Source organism: Sphingomonas sp. (genome assembly GCF_036388215.1).
Lineage (GTDB): Bacteria > Pseudomonadota > Alphaproteobacteria > Sphingomonadales > Sphingomonadaceae > Sphingomonas.
Genome location: NZ_DASVSH010000012.1, coordinates 1 through 14,903, shown reverse-complemented (window position 1 = coordinate 14,903; position 14,903 = coordinate 1). Strand labels below are relative to the sequence as shown.

General features: G+C 64.9%; 23 protein-coding genes and 1 pseudogene. 22 read left to right on the top strand and 2 right to left on the bottom strand.

Annotation, left to right across the window (positions count from 1 at the left end):
* The first annotated feature begins 10 nt into the window (after nt 1–10).
* The 8 genes from VF617_RS05450 to VF617_RS05415 all read left to right on the top strand — a co-directional run bounded on the left by VF617_RS05450 (nt 11) and on the right by VF617_RS05415 (nt 4,210).
* Nucleotides 11–1,057, top strand: coding sequence for a phage major capsid protein, P2 family (locus VF617_RS05450; RefSeq protein WP_331013858.1), 1,047 nt, complete (start codon nt 11–13; stop codon nt 1,055–1,057).
* A gap of 48 nt (nt 1,058–1,105) precedes the next feature.
* Nucleotides 1,106–1,960 carry a phage terminase small subunit gene (gene gpM, locus VF617_RS05445; protein WP_331013857.1) on the top strand — a complete coding sequence of 285 codons (855 nt, stop codon included), beginning with the start codon at nt 1,106–1,108 and terminating at the stop codon, nt 1,958–1,960.
* 112 nt (nt 1,961–2,072) lie between these two features.
* Complete coding sequence (locus tag VF617_RS05440; protein ID WP_331013856.1) at nt 2,073–2,279, top strand: hypothetical protein; 207 nt, start codon at nt 2,073–2,075, stop codon at nt 2,277–2,279.
* A complete protein-coding gene (locus VF617_RS05435) occupies nt 2,276–2,758 on the top strand; it encodes a head completion/stabilization protein (protein WP_331013855.1) in 483 nt (160 codons plus the stop codon). The genes VF617_RS05440 and VF617_RS05435 overlap by 4 nt, the downstream gene beginning before the upstream one ends.
* Entirely contained in the window at nt 2,758–2,973 is a 216-nt protein-coding gene (locus tag VF617_RS05430) for a tail protein X (RefSeq protein ID WP_331013854.1), read from the top strand. Before VF617_RS05435 ends, VF617_RS05430 begins: the two co-directional genes overlap by 1 nt.
* A 2-nt stretch (nt 2,974–2,975) precedes the next feature.
* Entirely contained in the window at nt 2,976–3,200 is a 225-nt protein-coding gene (locus VF617_RS05425) for a hypothetical protein (RefSeq protein WP_331013853.1), read from the top strand.
* 138 nt (nt 3,201–3,338) lie between these two features.
* The gene (locus VF617_RS05420; protein ID WP_331013852.1) at nt 3,339–3,824 is read left to right on the top strand and encodes a glycoside hydrolase family protein; all 486 of its coding nucleotides are present in this window, start codon (nt 3,339–3,341) and stop codon (nt 3,822–3,824) included.
* Nucleotides 3,821–4,210, top strand: coding sequence for a hypothetical protein (locus VF617_RS05415; protein ID WP_331013851.1), 390 nt, complete (start codon nt 3,821–3,823; stop codon nt 4,208–4,210). Before VF617_RS05420 ends, VF617_RS05415 begins: the two co-directional genes overlap by 4 nt.
* 22 nt (nt 4,211–4,232) lie before the next feature.
* On the opposite strand, the gene VF617_RS05410 is transcribed toward VF617_RS05415, so the two are convergent.
* Nucleotides 4,233–4,376 (bottom strand): hypothetical protein, encoded by a 144-nt coding sequence (locus tag VF617_RS05410; protein ID WP_331013850.1) that lies wholly within the window; start codon nt 4,374–4,376, stop codon nt 4,233–4,235.
* Here VF617_RS05410 and VF617_RS05405 point away from each other — a divergent pair.
* Complete coding sequence (locus VF617_RS05405) at nt 4,375–4,842, top strand: phage tail protein (protein WP_331013849.1); 468 nt, start codon at nt 4,375–4,377, stop codon at nt 4,840–4,842. The two genes, VF617_RS05410 and VF617_RS05405, sit on opposite strands and share 2 nt — an antisense overlap.
* 2 nt (nt 4,843–4,844) lie before the next feature.
* On the top strand, nt 4,845–5,507 hold the full coding sequence (locus tag VF617_RS05400; protein WP_331013848.1) for a phage virion morphogenesis protein: 663 nt from the start codon (nt 4,845–4,847) through the stop codon (nt 5,505–5,507).
* A gap of 25 nt (nt 5,508–5,532) precedes the next feature.
* On the opposite strand, the gene VF617_RS05395 is transcribed toward VF617_RS05400, so the two are convergent.
* Nucleotides 5,533–6,084 (bottom strand): hypothetical protein, encoded by a 552-nt coding sequence (locus VF617_RS05395; protein ID WP_331013847.1) that lies wholly within the window; start codon nt 6,082–6,084, stop codon nt 5,533–5,535.
* A 115-nt stretch (nt 6,085–6,199) separates the two neighbouring features.
* Here VF617_RS05395 and VF617_RS05390 point away from each other — a divergent pair, with 115 nt between their 5' ends.
* The 12 genes and pseudogenes from VF617_RS05390 to VF617_RS05335 all read left to right on the top strand — a co-directional run.
* Nucleotides 6,200–7,108 (top strand): baseplate assembly protein, encoded by a 909-nt coding sequence (locus VF617_RS05390; RefSeq protein ID WP_331013846.1) that lies wholly within the window; start codon nt 6,200–6,202, stop codon nt 7,106–7,108.
* On the top strand, nt 7,098–7,757 hold the full coding sequence (locus VF617_RS05385) for a phage tail protein I (RefSeq protein ID WP_331013845.1): 660 nt from the start codon (nt 7,098–7,100) through the stop codon (nt 7,755–7,757). Before VF617_RS05390 ends, VF617_RS05385 begins: the two co-directional genes overlap by 11 nt.
* Nucleotides 7,754–8,842: a hypothetical protein gene (locus VF617_RS05380; RefSeq protein WP_331013844.1), complete on the top strand. Its 1,089-nt coding sequence runs from the start codon at nt 7,754–7,756 to the stop codon at nt 8,840–8,842. Before VF617_RS05385 ends, VF617_RS05380 begins: the two co-directional genes overlap by 4 nt.
* Nucleotides 8,843–8,844: 2 nt before the next feature.
* Nucleotides 8,845–10,944 (top strand): hypothetical protein, encoded by a 2,100-nt coding sequence (locus tag VF617_RS05375; RefSeq protein ID WP_331013843.1) that lies wholly within the window; start codon nt 8,845–8,847, stop codon nt 10,942–10,944.
* Between the two features lie 9 nt (nt 10,945–10,953).
* Entirely contained in the window at nt 10,954–11,316 is a 363-nt protein-coding gene (locus VF617_RS05370) for a hypothetical protein (protein WP_331013842.1), read from the top strand.
* Between the two features lie 124 nt (nt 11,317–11,440).
* Nucleotides 11,441–12,004, top strand: coding sequence for a phage baseplate assembly protein V (locus VF617_RS05365; RefSeq protein ID WP_331013841.1), 564 nt, complete (start codon nt 11,441–11,443; stop codon nt 12,002–12,004).
* Between the two features lie 5 nt (nt 12,005–12,009).
* Complete coding sequence (locus tag VF617_RS05360; RefSeq protein WP_331013840.1) at nt 12,010–12,369, top strand: GPW/gp25 family protein; 360 nt, start codon at nt 12,010–12,012, stop codon at nt 12,367–12,369.
* 10 nt (nt 12,370–12,379) lie between these two features.
* Nucleotides 12,380–13,561, top strand: coding sequence for a phage tail sheath subtilisin-like domain-containing protein (locus VF617_RS05355; RefSeq protein ID WP_331013839.1), 1,182 nt, complete (start codon nt 12,380–12,382; stop codon nt 13,559–13,561).
* Nucleotides 13,562–13,585: 24 nt separating this feature from the next.
* Nucleotides 13,586–14,101, top strand: a complete 516-nt coding sequence (locus VF617_RS05350) for a phage major tail tube protein (RefSeq protein WP_331013838.1) — start codon at nt 13,586–13,588, stop codon at nt 14,099–14,101.
* An 11-nt stretch (nt 14,102–14,112) separates the two neighbouring features.
* On the top strand, nt 14,113–14,442 hold the full coding sequence (locus VF617_RS05345; protein ID WP_331013837.1) for a phage tail assembly protein: 330 nt from the start codon (nt 14,113–14,115) through the stop codon (nt 14,440–14,442).
* Between the two features lie 8 nt (nt 14,443–14,450).
* Nucleotides 14,451–14,570, top strand: coding sequence for a GpE family phage tail protein (locus VF617_RS05340; RefSeq protein WP_331013836.1), 120 nt, complete (start codon nt 14,451–14,453; stop codon nt 14,568–14,570).
* Nucleotides 14,571–14,579: 9 nt separating this feature from the next.
* Nucleotides 14,580–14,903 (top strand): annotated as a pseudogene (locus tag VF617_RS05335) (phage tail tape measure protein); the annotation flags it as partial.

Genomic DNA, 14,903 nt, shown 5'->3' with positions numbered 1-14,903 from the left:
GGAGTCCAAAATGCGCAATCCCACCCGCGTCCTCTTCAACGCCTTCGTCTCCCAGATCGCTCTGCTCAGCAGCGTCCCCTCCGCAGCCGAGACTTTTTCGGTCGATCCCGCCGTCGTGCAGCGCCTCATCGAGGTTCAGCAGTCGCAGAGCGAATTCCTGTCGACGATCAACGTCATCACGGTTCCCGAGCAGGAAGGCGATAAGGTTGGCGTCGGCATTACCCGCACGATCGCGGGACGTGTCAACACCGCGAACGGCACGCGCCGCACGCCGACCCCGGCGACCGACACCAGTGACGGTGGGCGCTATCGCTGCGAAAAGACGAACTTCGACACTGCCATCAAATATGCGACGCTCGACGCCTGGGCGCATCGCAAGGAATTCCAGACGCTCATCCGCAACGCGATCCTCAAGCGTCAGGGTCTCGATCGCATCCTCATTGGCTGGAATGGCACCTCGGTTGCCGCGACCACCGATCGCGGCGCCAACCCGCTGCTCCAGGACGTCAACAAGGGCTGGCTTTACAAGATCCGCACCTTCGCCGCATCGCGCGTCCTCGCTGATGGCGGCCTGACCACCGATCCGACCAAGGCGATCTATGTTGCCGAAGGCACGGATACGCAGGTCGATTACGTCAATCTCGACGCCCTGGTCTTCGACGCGATTGAGTTGCTCGACGAGTGGAACCGTGACGATACGGAGTTGGTCGTGATCTGCGGCCGCGACCTGGTCCACGACAAATATTTCAACATCGTCAACGCCGCCGGCGACAAGGCGACCGAGCAGCTCGCGCGTGACGTCCTGCTCTCTACCAAGAAGATCGGCGGCCTGCAGGCAGTGCGCGTTCCCGGCTTCCCCGCCGGCAAGCTGCTGATCACCCGGCTCGATAACCTGTCGATCTATGAGCAGGAAGGCAGCCGCCGCCGCATGGTCAAGGACGAGCCCGCGCTCGACCAGATCGAAAACTACGAGAGCGTCAACGAGGCCTATGTCGTGGAGGATTACGGCCTCTGCGCGCTCGTCGAAAACATCGTCATGGGCAAGAAGCCGGCCTGATCGGCCCGCTTCCCCCGCCGCTAGTCCGCCCGTCCTAAAGGAACCGCAATGAGCCTCGCACGCGCACACCGGGAAGCATTCCTGGCAGCACAGTCTGAAACGGCGGTCGCTCCTGTTGAGACGGGCGGGCAACCCGAGCAGGCACCAATCGAAGGCGGGCGTGCGAGCCTTGCTCGCGATCATATTGCCCGCACCCTCGCCGCCGCGGTCGCAATTTCCGCCGCGGCGACCCCCGCGCTTTCACCCGAGGCCATCCCCGGCACACCCGAAGAGCGCGGCGCCGCCCAGATCAACCTGCGCCTGCAGACTGATCTCCGCCGGCTTCGCGATATCGCATCGATCGAGCGCAAGATCGACGCCAAGCGCGAAATGCTGCCCGAATATGCCGCATGGGTCGAGGGGCTGCTCGCCGCCGGCGTCGGTGTCGAGGAAGACGTGCTGCCCACTATCATGATCTGGCGCATCGATACCGGCGACTTCGCCGCCGCGATGCCCCTGGTCGAGCACATGCTCGCCCACAAGCTCTCGCTCCCCGCCCGCTACGATCGCAGCGCGCCGGCGCTGATCGTCGAGGAGATCGCCGAAGCCGCGCTCAAGCTTCAGCAGGCCGGCGCTGCCTTCGATCTCCCGACCCTAAACCGGATCGATGAGCTGACCGCCACGGCGGACATGCACGATCAGATCCGCGCCAAGCTCAAGAAAGCCATCGGCGTCGAGCAGATGCGCCCCGTTGATAATGAAGAGCTCGAACCGCTCCCGCGCGCTGCCGCCGCCGCGCTTGCTCTTGAGACCCTTCGCCGCGCCGTGGCGCTCAACCCGCGCGTGGGCGCCAAGGATCGCATCACGCGCCTCGAGAAGCTTCTCGCGCCGCCCAAGAAACAGCCGGCGAGAACCGGCGCATAAGCTCGCCCCCGGCGCTCGGGGGCGGATCGCGCAGCGCGGGAGGGGCTTCGGCCTGTGGGCCGCGTCTGATCCCGATCCCCACCCCCGTAACCGGCGGCGAGAAGAGGAAACCATGTCGCCGCTCGGATATGCCTTTGCCCTTATCGTGCTGCTGATCGGCTTCGCCGCGGCGGTGCTCGGCACGCTCGGCGGCGCCGCGGCCCTCGTCACCAGCGACAATCGCGACGCCCAGGTTGCGGGCACCGCCGTCGCCTGCTTCTCGCTGGCGCTGCTCATTGTCGTGGTGACTCAACTGCCCGCCTTGGTGCTGGCGCCGTGAGCGACTTCGTCTTCGACACTACGCCGACCTCGCCCGCGGATCCGGCGCCCGAAGCTGTCGTCACCAATGATGGCTGGTTTACCGACATCGATCCCGTCGCGATCCGCAAGGATTTCAGGATCCGCGAGGCCGTCACGCCTGAGCGCCTTCGCGGAGCGATCGTGCGCGCAATCATGACCGTCAATCGGCAGCTCACGGCATTCAGGGCGGGGCACTCGGCCGCAGGCCATAGCAGCCTCGCCGACGTCCCTGCACCCGAGATCGACGGCAAGAGCGAATTTGTGCAGCTTTACTCCGCCGCCATCGGCGCAGCCGCAAAGGTCGAGCTGGTCGAGCGCTACCGCGATATCGACCTGACCGGCGCCGGGCAGCGCCAGGTCGATGAAATGGATTCGGCGATCAGCGAGCTGCGCCGCGACATGATTCATGCCGTGCGCGATCTGCTCGGCGAAGGTCGCACCGTCGTGGAGCTGATCTGATGGCCGACACCGTCCACGCCCGCCAGGGCGACACGCTCGACGCCTTGCTCTGGCGCGAGCGTCGCCTCGGCCCGCCCGCGCTCGCCGGCGTTCTGGCCGCCAATCCGGGGCTCGCCGATCTTGGCGCGGTACTCCCGCTCGGCACGCCCGTCGTAATTCCCTTGGACGCGGCCGCTGCGCCGCAAACCCGAACCCTCGTCAATCTCTGGGACTGATCATGGACACCAACACGCTGATCGCTGCCCTAGCCAATGCCGGTCCCTTCGGGATCATGTGCTGGATCCTCCTCCAGCAACGCAAGGAAGATCGCGCCGAGCGCCGCGAACTCGACGAGCAGCGCCTGTCCTATGACAAGGATCGCCTCGCTACCGACAAGGCCCTGTCCGGTGCCCTCATGGCGCTGGCGATCAAGATCACCGGGAGCCCGGTCGATGCCGGCTAGGCTCGAAACAATGCCCGGCGGCCAAGGAGTGCGCTCTGCGGCCGAGTTGCTGCGCGCGGCATGCGCCGGCGCGCAGTCGGTGCTGATCGAGGATCCGAAACGCTCACGCAATTCGCACAGTCTCAAGGGAAAGAGGGCATGAACTACGATCGTGGCGCGCTTGCGCGGGAAATTGCTCGGGACGAAGGCGACAAGCTCAAGGTCTATCGCTGCACCGCGGGCAAGCTGTCGATTGGCAAGGGCCGCAATCTCGACGATGTCGGCATCTCCGCCGAAGAAACGCGCCTGCTCGGTATATCCAAGGCGAGTGCCATCCGCGACGGCATCACCCAGGCCCAGTCCGATCATCTCTTCGCCAACGATATCAAGCGCAGCGAGGCCGATCTCGATCGCAAGCTGCCTTGGTGGCGAACGCTCGACGATGTCCGCCAGCGCGTGCTGCTCAATATGTGCTTCAACATGGGCATCGGAACGCTGCTCACCTTCAAGAACACGCTGGCCAAGGTGCAGGCGGGCGATTGGGTGGGCGCCGAGGCGGGCATGCGGGCATCGCTCTGGCATCGCCAGGTCGGTGCGCGCGCGCTCCGCCTCGAGAAGATGATGCGCACGGGCCGTTCGGCATGAAGCCCGGCGGCTGGATATTGCTGGCGATCGTCGCTCTCGCGCTGCTCGGCGGGAGTTATGCTTATGGCCGAAGCGATGGCGCCGCCATCGAGCGCGACAAGCAGGCCGAGATCGCCGCTGCGGTGCTGCTCGAGCGCGCCGGCCGGGAATTGAAGGTCGATCAGCTCGGCGCCGGCCAGGCCAGGGCAGAGGCGGCTCGAGCCGGATCCATGCGGGAGATTTATCGTGAAACCAACACCGTCACTGAGCGCCCTGTCTATCGCAATGTCTGCATCGATGCTGACGGCGTGCAGCTCCTCGAGTCCGCCGCCGCCACAGCCAATGGCGCAAATCCCGGCGTCGGACCTGCAGACGCCGGCGCGCCTTCCCCTGCCGCGCCGCAATAGCGACGGCGGCCAGGACGGAAGCCTAGCGCTCGCCAGCCAGCTCGACCTGTACGACGTCGCGGGCAAGCTTCGCCTCGATTACGTCGCCCTGCAGTGCAAGGTGCTCGCCTCGCAGGGCATGACGCTGCGCGCTGATTGCCCGCGCGCCGTGGGAGCGGACTAGCATGCTTCACAAGCCCGCATCGTTACGCAAGGCGCTGCTCGCCCAGGTGCCCGCGATCAAGGCTAACCCCGAGATCCTGTCGATGTTCATCGACAAGGGGAAGGTGCTCGCGCGCGCCACCGGCTCGCTTTCCTTCCAATATCGCTATTCCCTTAACTTGGTCGTGCAGGACTATGCCGGCGATATCGACGCGCTGATCCTGCCCATCCTGATCTGGATCCAGCAGGCCGAGCCGGAACTGCTCGAGCGCGACCCCCACGAGCCGATCAAATACGAGTCCGAGATCCTCGACGCCGAGACCGCGGACGTCTCGATCTTCCTCGACTTGTCCGAGCGCGTGCTCGTCTCGCAGGGCAATAACGGCAAGTACCAGGTCAAGCACCTTGGCGATGCGAACCCAGCCCCAGCATTCGACGCCGAGAGCGCAACCCTCCGCTTCCCCGTCATAGACCCAGAGCCGGCAGCCTGAGCATGGCAGACGGCGGCCTCGAGCGGATCGAAGAGCTGTGCGGCGCCATGCTTCGCAGTGTGTCAGGTGGGGAGCGTCGGCGCATCATGCGAACGGTCGCGCGCCAGATCGCCACGAGCCAGCGCGAGCGCATCGCGCGCCAGCGCGCGCCCGATGGATCCGCTTTCGCACCGCGCAAGCCCAAGGACCCGCCTGCGCCCGGCGCCTATCCCCTCCGATTCCTCTATCCCAAGGGCGCGGCCGAGCCCCGCCTTGTCACCATGGCAAGCTGGGTGCGCCAGGGACCGCTTCTGACCGGCTTCGACCAGGAGGCTGGCGAGATACGCAGCTTCTTCTGGGACAAGGTCGCCAAGTGGCTACCCACTTCCGACGTCGCTGGGGGCAAGGGGCGCCTGCGCAGGCGCGGCTCGATCCGCCAGAAGGCGATGTTCCGCAAGCTGCGCAACGGTCGGAACCTTCGCAGTGGCGCTACCGATGGCGAGGCCTGGGTAGGCTTCAGCGGTCGCGCGGCCGAGATCGCATGGGTTCACCAGGAAGGGCGCCCCGATCGCCCCGCCCCGCGCGCGCGCGCCGTGCGCTATCCTAAGCGCGAACTGCTCGGACTCACTGAGGCCGAACGTGGCACGATGGTTGACCTGGTGCTCGCGCACATCGCGGACCAGTGAACTCCCGCGGCACATCGCTGGACAATCATTGAGATTGCCCGAGTTCCGCGAACAGCTGTCGTAGCCTGGCGTCAAGCTGGGCGATCTCTAGAGCATCCTCGGCCGTAAGCTGCGGCACGATAGGCTCGACTATCCCCGGCGGCCGGACTGCATTTAGTATCTCATAGCGTCGCAAGGCGGTCGCAACGAATGCCTCGCCTAACACGCTGCCGGACTCGGCCTTCATGACGTTGGGACGAAAGGCGCCGGGGTCATAGAAGGCTTTCGGATCGGGAAGAAACAGGATCTTGCGGTAGCCATTTAATTGGGGGCTCACATCGAGCAGCTCCCCGCCAGGCTTGCGCCAGATGCCGTGGTGCTCAGCTTCGAAATATGCGCCTCGGACGTGCCACACGGCCCAGCCAAAAGCGGTGCCGCCACCACGGGCAAGCACTCTCCGCGCTACATTCAAAAAGCATGCGGATGGGCCAGCATCCTGCAGCGGGGTTGAGCGGACGAATTTGGGGCGCTCGGGCGAAATTGAGCTGCAGAATTCTAGCAACTCGGGGCTTAGGCCGCGCGGGAGCGTATCGATCACGCGGCAGCCCTATCAGCTTCGCATGCCTCAATCGAGACGTTCGCGCGCTTGTAGAGACTATCTCTACAAGCCGACACGCTAGCCCACCCCACACCACCGCCGCGACATGGCGGCGATGCCCGATATTCTCGCCAGCTCCACTGCCGTAGACCTGTCGCGCCTTCCCGCGCCGACGGTGATCGAGCAGCTATCGTTCGATATGATCTTCGCGGACCTGCTCGATCTGATCCGGCAGCCCCAGCTCCTGCCCGCTTTCGATGCCACGGTCGCTTCCGATCCGGCGGTCAAGATCCTTGAAGTCTTCGCCTATCGCGAAATGCTCCTGCGCCAGCAATTTAACGATCGCGCCCTGCAGTTGATGGTGGCTTACGCGACGGGCGCCAATCTCGATAATCTCGCCGCCCTCGTCGGCGTCGGCCGCCTCGTCCTTCATCCCGGCGAGCCGAGCCAGGATGTGGCTCCAACATTTGAGAGCGACGACGCGCTCCGCCAGCGCATCGTATTGGCCGCGGAAAGCTTCTCGGTTGCAGGGCCCGAACTGGCCTATGTCTTCCACGCCAAATCCGCCGATGGCGACGTGCTAGACGCCAGCGCCATCTCCCCCGCACCCGGCGAGGTTTTGGTCAGCGTCCTGTCTCGCGCTGGCGACGGTACGGCGCCGGCAGACACCCTCGCCGCTGTCGAGGCGATCGTAAACGATCGCGCGATCCGGCCCCTTGGCGACCTAGTGACGGTGGCCTCGGCGGAGATCCTCCAATTCACGATCGATGCGACGCTTCACACCTTCTCCGGCCCCGACTTGAACGTCGTCTTGGCGGCGGCGGAAGCGCGATTGCTGGCCTATCTTGACGAAAGCCGCAGGCTCGGGCGGGACATTACCACTTCGGGGCTGATCGCGGCGCTGATGGTGGCCGGTGTGCAGCGCGTCATCCTGGCGGAGCCGTCAGCCGACGTTATCTGCGGCCCTACGCAGGCGGCCCATTGCACCGAGATCAGCGTCGGCCATGGTGGCTATGCCGAATAGTTCGCCACTGCTTCCCCCGGCTTCCTCGCCGCTGGAGCAAGCGCTCGCCCAAGCATCGGCGCGCGTTTCCGACGTGCCTATGCCGCTGCTCGATCTCTGGGATGCCTCGGCCTGCCCGATCGAGCAGCTACCCTGGCTGGCCTGGGCCTTGTCGGTCGATACTTGGGATTCGGCTTGGTCAGAGCAGACCAAGCGCAGCGCCGTCGCCAGCTCGATCGCCGACCATCGCCTCAAGGGCACGCCGATTGCGGTCGAGCGCGTGCTCGAGCGCTTCGACGCGCTGCTGCAGCTACTCGAATGGCACGAGGAAGGCGGCAGTGGCGTCCCCAACACCTTCGAAATCATTCTGCCTTTGGTCACGGTCGGCGGGATCGCCCCCGGCGGCACGCGCGCGACTGCAGCCTTCGCAGAGAAGATCCTGCGCGAGGTCTCCCGAGTGAAGCCGCTGCGCGAGCATTTCCAAGTGGTGCAGCAGCTGCTTACCGGCGGACTGATCGGCATCCAGTCTGCTCTCCGCGCCGCCAATTACGTCCGCCAGGACACCGCGCTCACCGTTGATGACAGCCAGCCTTGGGAGGACTTCCTGCAGGCCGAGACCGGTGAGCCGCTCCAGGCCGAAACCGGCGCCTTCCTTGAGGACGTAGCATGACGGCACCTGCGCTCTCACTCACCATCACGACCGCCGGGCTTGAGCGTTTCACCGCGGCGCAGCTCGACGGCGACGTCGATCTGACGATCTCTGAGATCGGCTTCACCGATGACGAGTTCGTCGCGTCTCCCACGCTGACTGCCCTGCCCGGCGAGTTTCGCCGCATCGACACGCTCTCGGGCGACACTGTCGGCGATAATATCGTCCACTTGGTAGTGCGCGATGAAGCGGCGATGACATATTCGGTTCGCGGTTTCGGACTATTCCTGGCCGACGGGACGCTCTTCGCGGTGTACGGCCAGCCACAGATCATCGTCGAAAAGTCCCTTCTCTCGACGGTTCTGATCGCGATCGACATCGCCTTCCCGACGGCAGACATCAATGCGCTCACCTTTGGCAACACCGATTTCCTGAATCCGCCGGCGACAACCGCCACCAGGGGCGTCGTCGAACTGGCGACGGAAGCCGAGGCGCTGGAGGGCGAGGACGTAACCCGCGCGATCACGCCAGCCGGGCTGGCGGCGGCGATCGAGGCGGCGCTGTACGCGAATGACAAGATCGGCACCGTAAAGATGTGGTGGGGCGCCCCGGCCGACATCGCGATCGGCTGGGCGATCTGTAATGGGCAGACCGTTGCGCGCAGCGATGGCGCAGGGAATGTCACCACGCCGGATCTGCGCGACCGCGTCCCTGTCGGCGTCAGCGGTACGCACGCCCTAGGCTCTGCCTTCGGCGCGACCAGCAAGACGGTAAACACGACGGCCGACGGCGCTCATACGCCTAGCGGAACGCTGCCGGCGCATAACCACGGCGTCTCCCTCACCGGTAGCGCGCAAACGAGCCTCACCGGCGCGTATGTCAGCGCCCCCCTGCGCGGCGACGTCGCCGGCGGCGGCTCGGGACAAGCGGTAAACACCGCGGGCCTGGTCGATCCGGGCCACGATCACGACGTCACGCTAACGGGAGGAACCGACAATGCGGCCGATCTCGCGCTGTCGATCGAGGCCGTGCCGCCCCACCAGCACGGCGCGACCATGGACGTCACCCAGCCTTCGCTTGCGCTTCACTTCATCATGCGAGTCTGATCATGAAGCTGTCCCAGCTCCTCGCAGCTACCGGTCTCACCGGCGCCGAGCGCTTCCCGCTAGTCCAGGGCGGCGAGACCAAAGGCGCGACCTTCGAGCAATTCCGCCTCTGGCTTCAGCCGCTGCTGCCTGAATGGATGAAGGGCGATCCCGGCCCCGCCGGCAATGTCGCCGCCGACCTGGTCGCGCTAAAGCTCGCCCCGCTCGCAAACGGCACGATGATCTTCGACCAGGCCAATTACACCTGGACCGAGGGCGACTTCGCCGGCCAGGCCGACGATCTCCTCATCGTCGAGAGCGAGCATGCCCCGCTCCCCGAGGGCGCTTGGAAGCGGGAGACCGCCGAGGACGTCCGCATGCCCGTCACGGGGCGAACCGTCTTTGCCGAAGTCAACAGCCGCGAGCGGGTGGAATACGTCCAGGCTTACTATGAACCCGAAGATGGTGACGACTGGTTTCCCGCGCATGATCGCTGCCTTGCAGTGCTGCGAGCGACCGTTGGCGTTAAGCGCAAGATGATAACGGATGCGATGCCCACGGGGGCGTGGATGAAGCTTTCGGACAGTGTGTTGATCAACTTTGACGACATCGAATTTGAGTATAGGCACAAGCTCAAGATCCAAAAGCGCAACGAGAACGGCGACATTATCGCCGCCCCAGCTATCGTCTTCAAGAACGACACGGATTTCGAGCCGATCCGGAACGTTCGTCTTTCCTCGCCAAATTTCTGCGAGATCCACGGCAACAAGCAGAATGTTACGGGCTACGAATATGAGTTCGCTCTCTACACGCCCACCCCTGTCCTGTTCATGTGGCCAGACAATTTCGAGATCGATCGCGTCATCGCTACCGACGGCGTAGTCAACGGCATCAAGGTTCAGCAGGGGCGTCGCGGCCTGATCACTTTTTCGGCCGGTCACAATTCCGAGTTCGACAACGGCATCACGCTCGATTTCCCTTGGGTGGCGATGCACTCGGATAATCCAACGGATGAGGACAATCTGACTAGGCAATCGCGCATCATGGTGCGGCATTGCGAAGCGAGCGGCAATCGCGGGTTCGGCGGCGGTAATTACAATTCCACGGGCAACGTCTGGGATAACTTTCAGTCGTGGAACAACGGCAACAATGACGGCGACCACCCCGCCGGCGCCTGTGGCGGCATGTCGATCGAATGCGATCCGTTCGCCCCGAGCCTGGCCGGCCGTCAGCTCGACGCCCGCTGCACGGTCATCAACCCCCGCTTCGACAGCAATTGGGGTTCGGACTTGTTCATCTCCACCCCCGGCGCGCAGGTCATTGGCGGGCGGCTGTCCCGCACGCGGAACCCCACCGAATACAGCGATCCCAACCAGCTCGAAGGCAATTCGGTGCGAATCACCGGTGCAGGCAGCTTGCTGGCGCGCGATCTTCGCATCGACGCCCCGGCCCGAGCGGGTTATTTCCTGCTCTCGACGGCCGAGGGAAAACCTTCGCTGGATGCTACCGGGCTCGTCACCAATTGCGGCCAGGCTGCGGTAAGAGCCCGCGGCCTCGCCAAGCTCGATCTGCGCAGCGGCCTCACTGTCCGCAGATCCAACCAGGCCAGCGGCAACTTTGCCGTTGAGCTCGATAATAGCGGCGGCGCCCAATACAATCAGGGCGGCGGGGTCGCGAGGATCAAATGCGCGTTTGAAGATAACCCGAAGAACCTCCTCATCTCTGAACATGTCGCATCCGTGCGGGCGCTCGGTATCGATGCCGACGGCAATGGCGATCCGGGTGCTCCCGACATTGCGATCATCATCCAGGACGCGGAGCAGGCAATCGTGCGCGATATTGGCTTCGAGGGTGACGAGGGCGCAAATTATCATATCGTCTCGGTCGCGAGCTCCGTTGCCTTCGCCGACATCCGCAATGTGCGCGGAAGCGCGATTGTGAAGCCTGTCGCTAACGCAGCGGCGATCAAGGGCGGACAGATCGAGCTGGAGCTGGGTGGAGCGGCCCCTGGCTTCGCGCCGTCGCGCGTCGGCGCAGAGCTTTTCGATACCACGGGCGGCAAGATCTATAAGGCGATCGGCACTTCTTCCGCCGCCGACTGGCTGCAAATCGCTTCGGCCTAGGAAAATGCAATGAACGACGTTCAGATCCTCAGCCTCCAGGTCGCCCGAATGGAAGGCGAAGCTGCCCTTTACGCCGATGCGCTGGCGCCCTGGCTCGGCGATGCCGCCTTCCAGATCGACGTCCAGGGCGCGGGCGACTTCACCCCCAAGCCCGTTCTCAATGTCCGGAGCGGCATTCTCACCACGATCACGGTCCCTGCATTTGCGCCCGAGTGGATCTACGCCACCCCGGTGCTCGATGTCGGCGGCACCGCGCATCGTCGCTCGGCGATCTACGACCCCGCCGCCAACGAAGAATTCCGCGCGGCTCTCCAGGCCAATCTCGCGACTATCGCCGCCCGCCTCGATCAGCTGCGCGCGCTGGTCGCTTGAACCCAGCCTTACGGCCCCATCCGCGAGCGACATTGCCAGGCGGTCACTACTGATCCGTTTGTAGAAAGCCTTTCTACAAGGAGGGGTCGAGGCACCTTTCGCTGGCCACCGCCATAACGGCCCCGTGAGCGACCCTGCCGATCTTCAGCGCCTTTTGGGCGACATGCTGCGCCTTGGCACGATCGTCTCGGTCGATCTCGAGGAAGGCACGTGCCGAGTCGCCATCGGTGACCTCGAATCCCCCGACGTTCCCTGGCTCACCGGCGCCGCCGGCGACACGCATATCTGGGCGCCGCCCAGCATCGGAGAGCAGGTGCTTCTCCTTGCTCCCGAAGGCGACACTCTAGGCGGCATGGTGCTGCGCGGCCTGCCCAGCGACGCCAACCCGGCACCCGGCAACACCCGCACTGTCGTCCTCACCTTCGCCGATGGCGCCAAGCTTTCCTACGATCCCGAGGCGCATAAGCTTGACGTGGTGCTGCCCGACGGGGGAACTGCCAGGCTGGTCTGCGACGTCGAGATCGATGGCAAGCTCACCGTTACCGGCGACGCGCAATTCGACGCCAAGCTCCACGCGGATGGCGAGATCGCGAGCGACGACGACGTCAAAGCGGGAAGCGTCAGCCTAAAGCAACACAAGCACACTCAGGTGCAGCCCGGCGGCGGCATCTCGGGGACGCCGCAGTGAACGGCATGGACCGCCTGACTGGCAGGCCCCTGGCAGGGATGGAGCATCTGCGTCAGTCCGTTGGCGACATCCTCGGTACGCCAATCGGTACGCGCTGTTGCCGCCGCGACTATGGTTCGCTGCTGCCTGAGCTGCTCGATCAGCCGATGAACGCCCTCACGCGCCTGCAGCTTTATGCCGCGACTGCGCTGGCGCTCACACGCCAGGAGCCGCGCCTGCGCCTTACTCGAGTCACGCTGGGCGGCGCAGCCGTGCCCGGCGCCTACGAGCTGGCGATCGACGGCGTCGCCCGCGACGCCACGGGTCGCCGCACGCCCGTCAGCTTCTCACTTCCCGTCCGCGCGCAGAGCGCCCTTTTTACCTGAGAGGAAACCCATGTCGTTTCAGCACGGAATCAGCGTTACCGAGGTCGCCAGCACCGCGCGGACGCTCGCGATCGTCGCCACGGCCACCATCGGCCTGGTGGTCACCGGCCCCGCTGCGGATGGTGCTGCCTTCCCGCTTAACACCCGCGTCAGAATCGCGCCCTCCGCGATCCTCGGGGCAATCGAAAAGGCCGGAGCCACCGGCACGATCAAGAGCGCGCTCGAAGCCATCGCCGGCCAGGTCCGCACGCCGATCGTTCTCGTGCGCGTCGCGCCGGGAGTCGCCGCTGGCGAAGTCTCCGAGGAAGAAGCTACCGAAGCCAACGTCATTGCGGGCATCCGCCTCCTGCTCGGCGCCGAGACCCAACTCGGCATCAAGCCCCGTATCCTCGGCGCTCCAGGGCTCGACACCGAGGCCGTGGCCGAGGAACTGGCAGCAACTGCCAGGAAGCTGCGCGCCTTCGCTTATGCCCGCGCCCAGGGCGATACGATCGAAGATCTGATCGAGTATCGTGAGCAGTTCGACCAGCGCGAGCTGATGTTGATCGCCCCCGACTTCCTCGTTTCTAATGGCGCTGGCGGCAGCAAGTCGAGCCCGGCGGTCGCGCACGCGCTCGGCCTTCGCGCACGAATCGACGAAGAGCAGGGCTGGCACAAGACTCTTTCCAACGTGCCCGTCGAGGGCGTGTTGGGCACCACGCAGGATATCGAGTTCGATTTCCAGTCGGTCGATACCGAGGCAAACCAGCTCAACGAAGCCGGCGTCACTACGATCGTGAGCATCAACGGCGCGCTGCGCTTCTGGGGCAACCGCACCTGCGCGGATCCGGTGACTGACATCGGCAAGGACTTCGTATTCGAAAGCGCCACGCGCACTGCACAGGTGCTCGCCGACTCCGTCGCCAAGGGCCTGATCTGGGCAATCGACAAGCCGCTCACCCCCGGCCTCGCCAGCGACATCATCGAGCGCATCAACGAGACCTTCCGTCAGCTCACCCGCGCGGGCTTCATCCTCGGCGCAGTGGCCTGGTACGACGCCGATCTCAATCCGGTCGGCAACCTCAAGGCCGGCAAGCTGCTGATCCGCTACAAATACACGCCGTGCCCGCCGCTTGAGAACCTCCTGTTCCGCCAGGAAATCACCGAGGATTACCTCGCCGACTTTGCCGAGCTGGTCGCCGCCGCCGCTTAACCTTCCCGTCGCTGGAGAACCGACATGGGCCTGCCCCGCAAACTGAAGATCATGACCACCATCATCGACGGCATTGGCTATGCCGGCGAAACCAAGTCGATGAAGCTCCCAAACCTCGATCGAAAGTTCGAGGCCTGGCGCGGCGGCGGCATGAACCGACCAGCCAAGCTCGATATGGGCGGCGGCGACGATCTCGACATCGAGCACACCTATGGCGGCCCGATCCGCGAGATCCTGCGCCAATACGGCCTGCCCTCGCTCACCGGCGTGCAGATCCGCTGGGTCGGCTCCTACGAGAATGACGACACCGGCGAGATCACTACGGTCGAAGTCGTGGCGCGCGGGCGTCACGAAGAAATCGACCGCGGCGAGCAACAGTCCGGGGAGGTCGGCGACTTCAAGGTCAAGACCGCCTGCGCCTATTACAAGGAAGTCTGGAACGGTCGCACGGAGATCGAGATCGACATCCTGGGCGGGACCGAGATCGTCAACGGCGTGGATCTGATGGCTGCGCATCGCGCTGCCCTCGGCGGCTTCTGAGGATCTGATCGATGGAAACGAACTCCACCCAGGGCAACGAGCCGAAGATCCGCAAGTTCGTCCTCGATGAAGACGTGAAGCTCGGCGAGCAGGTCTCGATCTCCAAGGGCACCGAAATCATGGTACGCAAGCCCGGATCGGGCGAGCTGCGCGGCCTCACGCTGATGGCGCTATCGCAGCTCGACGTCGATGCGCTGCATAAGCTTGCGCCACGCATCACCACGCCGGTCATCCTGCAGAACGCCACCATGGATCCCGCCGATCTGATGCAGTTCGGCGGCGAGGTAATGGATTTTTTGCTGCCGACGGCCGCGAAGCAGGCAGCCTCCCAAACCGAGTAGAGGACGTCATGGCCGATCTGGCGGTTGTCTTTCATTGGCAGCCGCCAGCCATGGACCCGATGTCCCTGCCCGATCTGATGCAATGGCGCGCCCAGGCCGAGCGCCGCACGAATTCCGAGAAGCGGTGAAGGACGCCCATGGACCGCAATCTTCGCATCCGCATGCTCCTCGAGGCGGGCGACCGCGTTTCGCGGCCCCTGCGCGAGATCGCCGGCGGTTCGGCCAAGGCGGCGCGCGAGTTGAGGGCCACCCGCGATCGGCTTCGCGATCTCGATCGCGCCCAGGCCGATATCAACGGCTTCCGCGAACTGAAGACCGGCCTGCGCTCGACCGAGGCCGAGATGACGCAGGCACAGGCGCGCGTCGCGGCGCTAGCGCGGCAGATGGCCGCGACCGACACCCCCACCAAGAAGCTGGCGGCCGAGTTCGCCAGGGCGAAGCGCGAATCCGCCACGCTCAAG

What these genes read in the sequence shown, in the direction of transcription:
- VF617_RS05450 (WP_331013858.1), top strand. Translation starts at nt 11, where the DNA reads ATGCGCAATCCCACCCGCGTCCTCTTCAACGCCTTCGTCTCCCAGATC.
- gpM (WP_331013857.1), top strand. Translation starts at nt 1,106, where the DNA reads ATGAGCCTCGCACGCGCACACCGGGAAGCATTCCTGGCAGCACAGTCT.
- VF617_RS05440 (WP_331013856.1), top strand. Translation starts at nt 2,073, where the DNA reads ATGTCGCCGCTCGGATATGCCTTTGCCCTTATCGTGCTGCTGATCGGC.
- VF617_RS05430 (WP_331013854.1), top strand. Translation starts at nt 2,758, where the DNA reads ATGGCCGACACCGTCCACGCCCGCCAGGGCGACACGCTCGACGCCTTG.
- VF617_RS05425 (WP_331013853.1), top strand. Translation starts at nt 2,976, where the DNA reads ATGGACACCAACACGCTGATCGCTGCCCTAGCCAATGCCGGTCCCTTC.
- VF617_RS05420 (WP_331013852.1), top strand. Translation starts at nt 3,339, where the DNA reads ATGAACTACGATCGTGGCGCGCTTGCGCGGGAAATTGCTCGGGACGAA.
- VF617_RS05415 (WP_331013851.1), top strand. Translation starts at nt 3,821, where the DNA reads ATGAAGCCCGGCGGCTGGATATTGCTGGCGATCGTCGCTCTCGCGCTG.
- VF617_RS05405 (WP_331013849.1), top strand. Translation starts at nt 4,375, where the DNA reads ATGCTTCACAAGCCCGCATCGTTACGCAAGGCGCTGCTCGCCCAGGTG.
- VF617_RS05410 (WP_331013850.1), bottom strand. Translation starts at nt 4,376, where the DNA reads ATGCTAGTCCGCTCCCACGGCGCGCGGGCAATCAGCGCGCAGCGTCAT.
- VF617_RS05400 (WP_331013848.1), top strand. Translation starts at nt 4,845, where the DNA reads ATGGCAGACGGCGGCCTCGAGCGGATCGAAGAGCTGTGCGGCGCCATG.
- VF617_RS05390 (WP_331013846.1), top strand. Translation starts at nt 6,200, where the DNA reads ATGCCCGATATTCTCGCCAGCTCCACTGCCGTAGACCTGTCGCGCCTT.
- VF617_RS05385 (WP_331013845.1), top strand. Translation starts at nt 7,098, where the DNA reads ATGCCGAATAGTTCGCCACTGCTTCCCCCGGCTTCCTCGCCGCTGGAG.
- VF617_RS05380 (WP_331013844.1), top strand. Translation starts at nt 7,754, where the DNA reads ATGACGGCACCTGCGCTCTCACTCACCATCACGACCGCCGGGCTTGAG.
- VF617_RS05375 (WP_331013843.1), top strand. Translation starts at nt 8,845, where the DNA reads ATGAAGCTGTCCCAGCTCCTCGCAGCTACCGGTCTCACCGGCGCCGAG.
- VF617_RS05370 (WP_331013842.1), top strand. Translation starts at nt 10,954, where the DNA reads ATGAACGACGTTCAGATCCTCAGCCTCCAGGTCGCCCGAATGGAAGGC.
- VF617_RS05360 (WP_331013840.1), top strand. Translation starts at nt 12,010, where the DNA reads ATGGACCGCCTGACTGGCAGGCCCCTGGCAGGGATGGAGCATCTGCGT.
- VF617_RS05355 (WP_331013839.1), top strand. Translation starts at nt 12,380, where the DNA reads ATGTCGTTTCAGCACGGAATCAGCGTTACCGAGGTCGCCAGCACCGCG.
- VF617_RS05350 (WP_331013838.1), top strand. Translation starts at nt 13,586, where the DNA reads ATGGGCCTGCCCCGCAAACTGAAGATCATGACCACCATCATCGACGGC.
- VF617_RS05345 (WP_331013837.1), top strand. Translation starts at nt 14,113, where the DNA reads ATGGAAACGAACTCCACCCAGGGCAACGAGCCGAAGATCCGCAAGTTC.
- VF617_RS05340 (WP_331013836.1), top strand. Translation starts at nt 14,451, where the DNA reads ATGGCCGATCTGGCGGTTGTCTTTCATTGGCAGCCGCCAGCCATGGAC.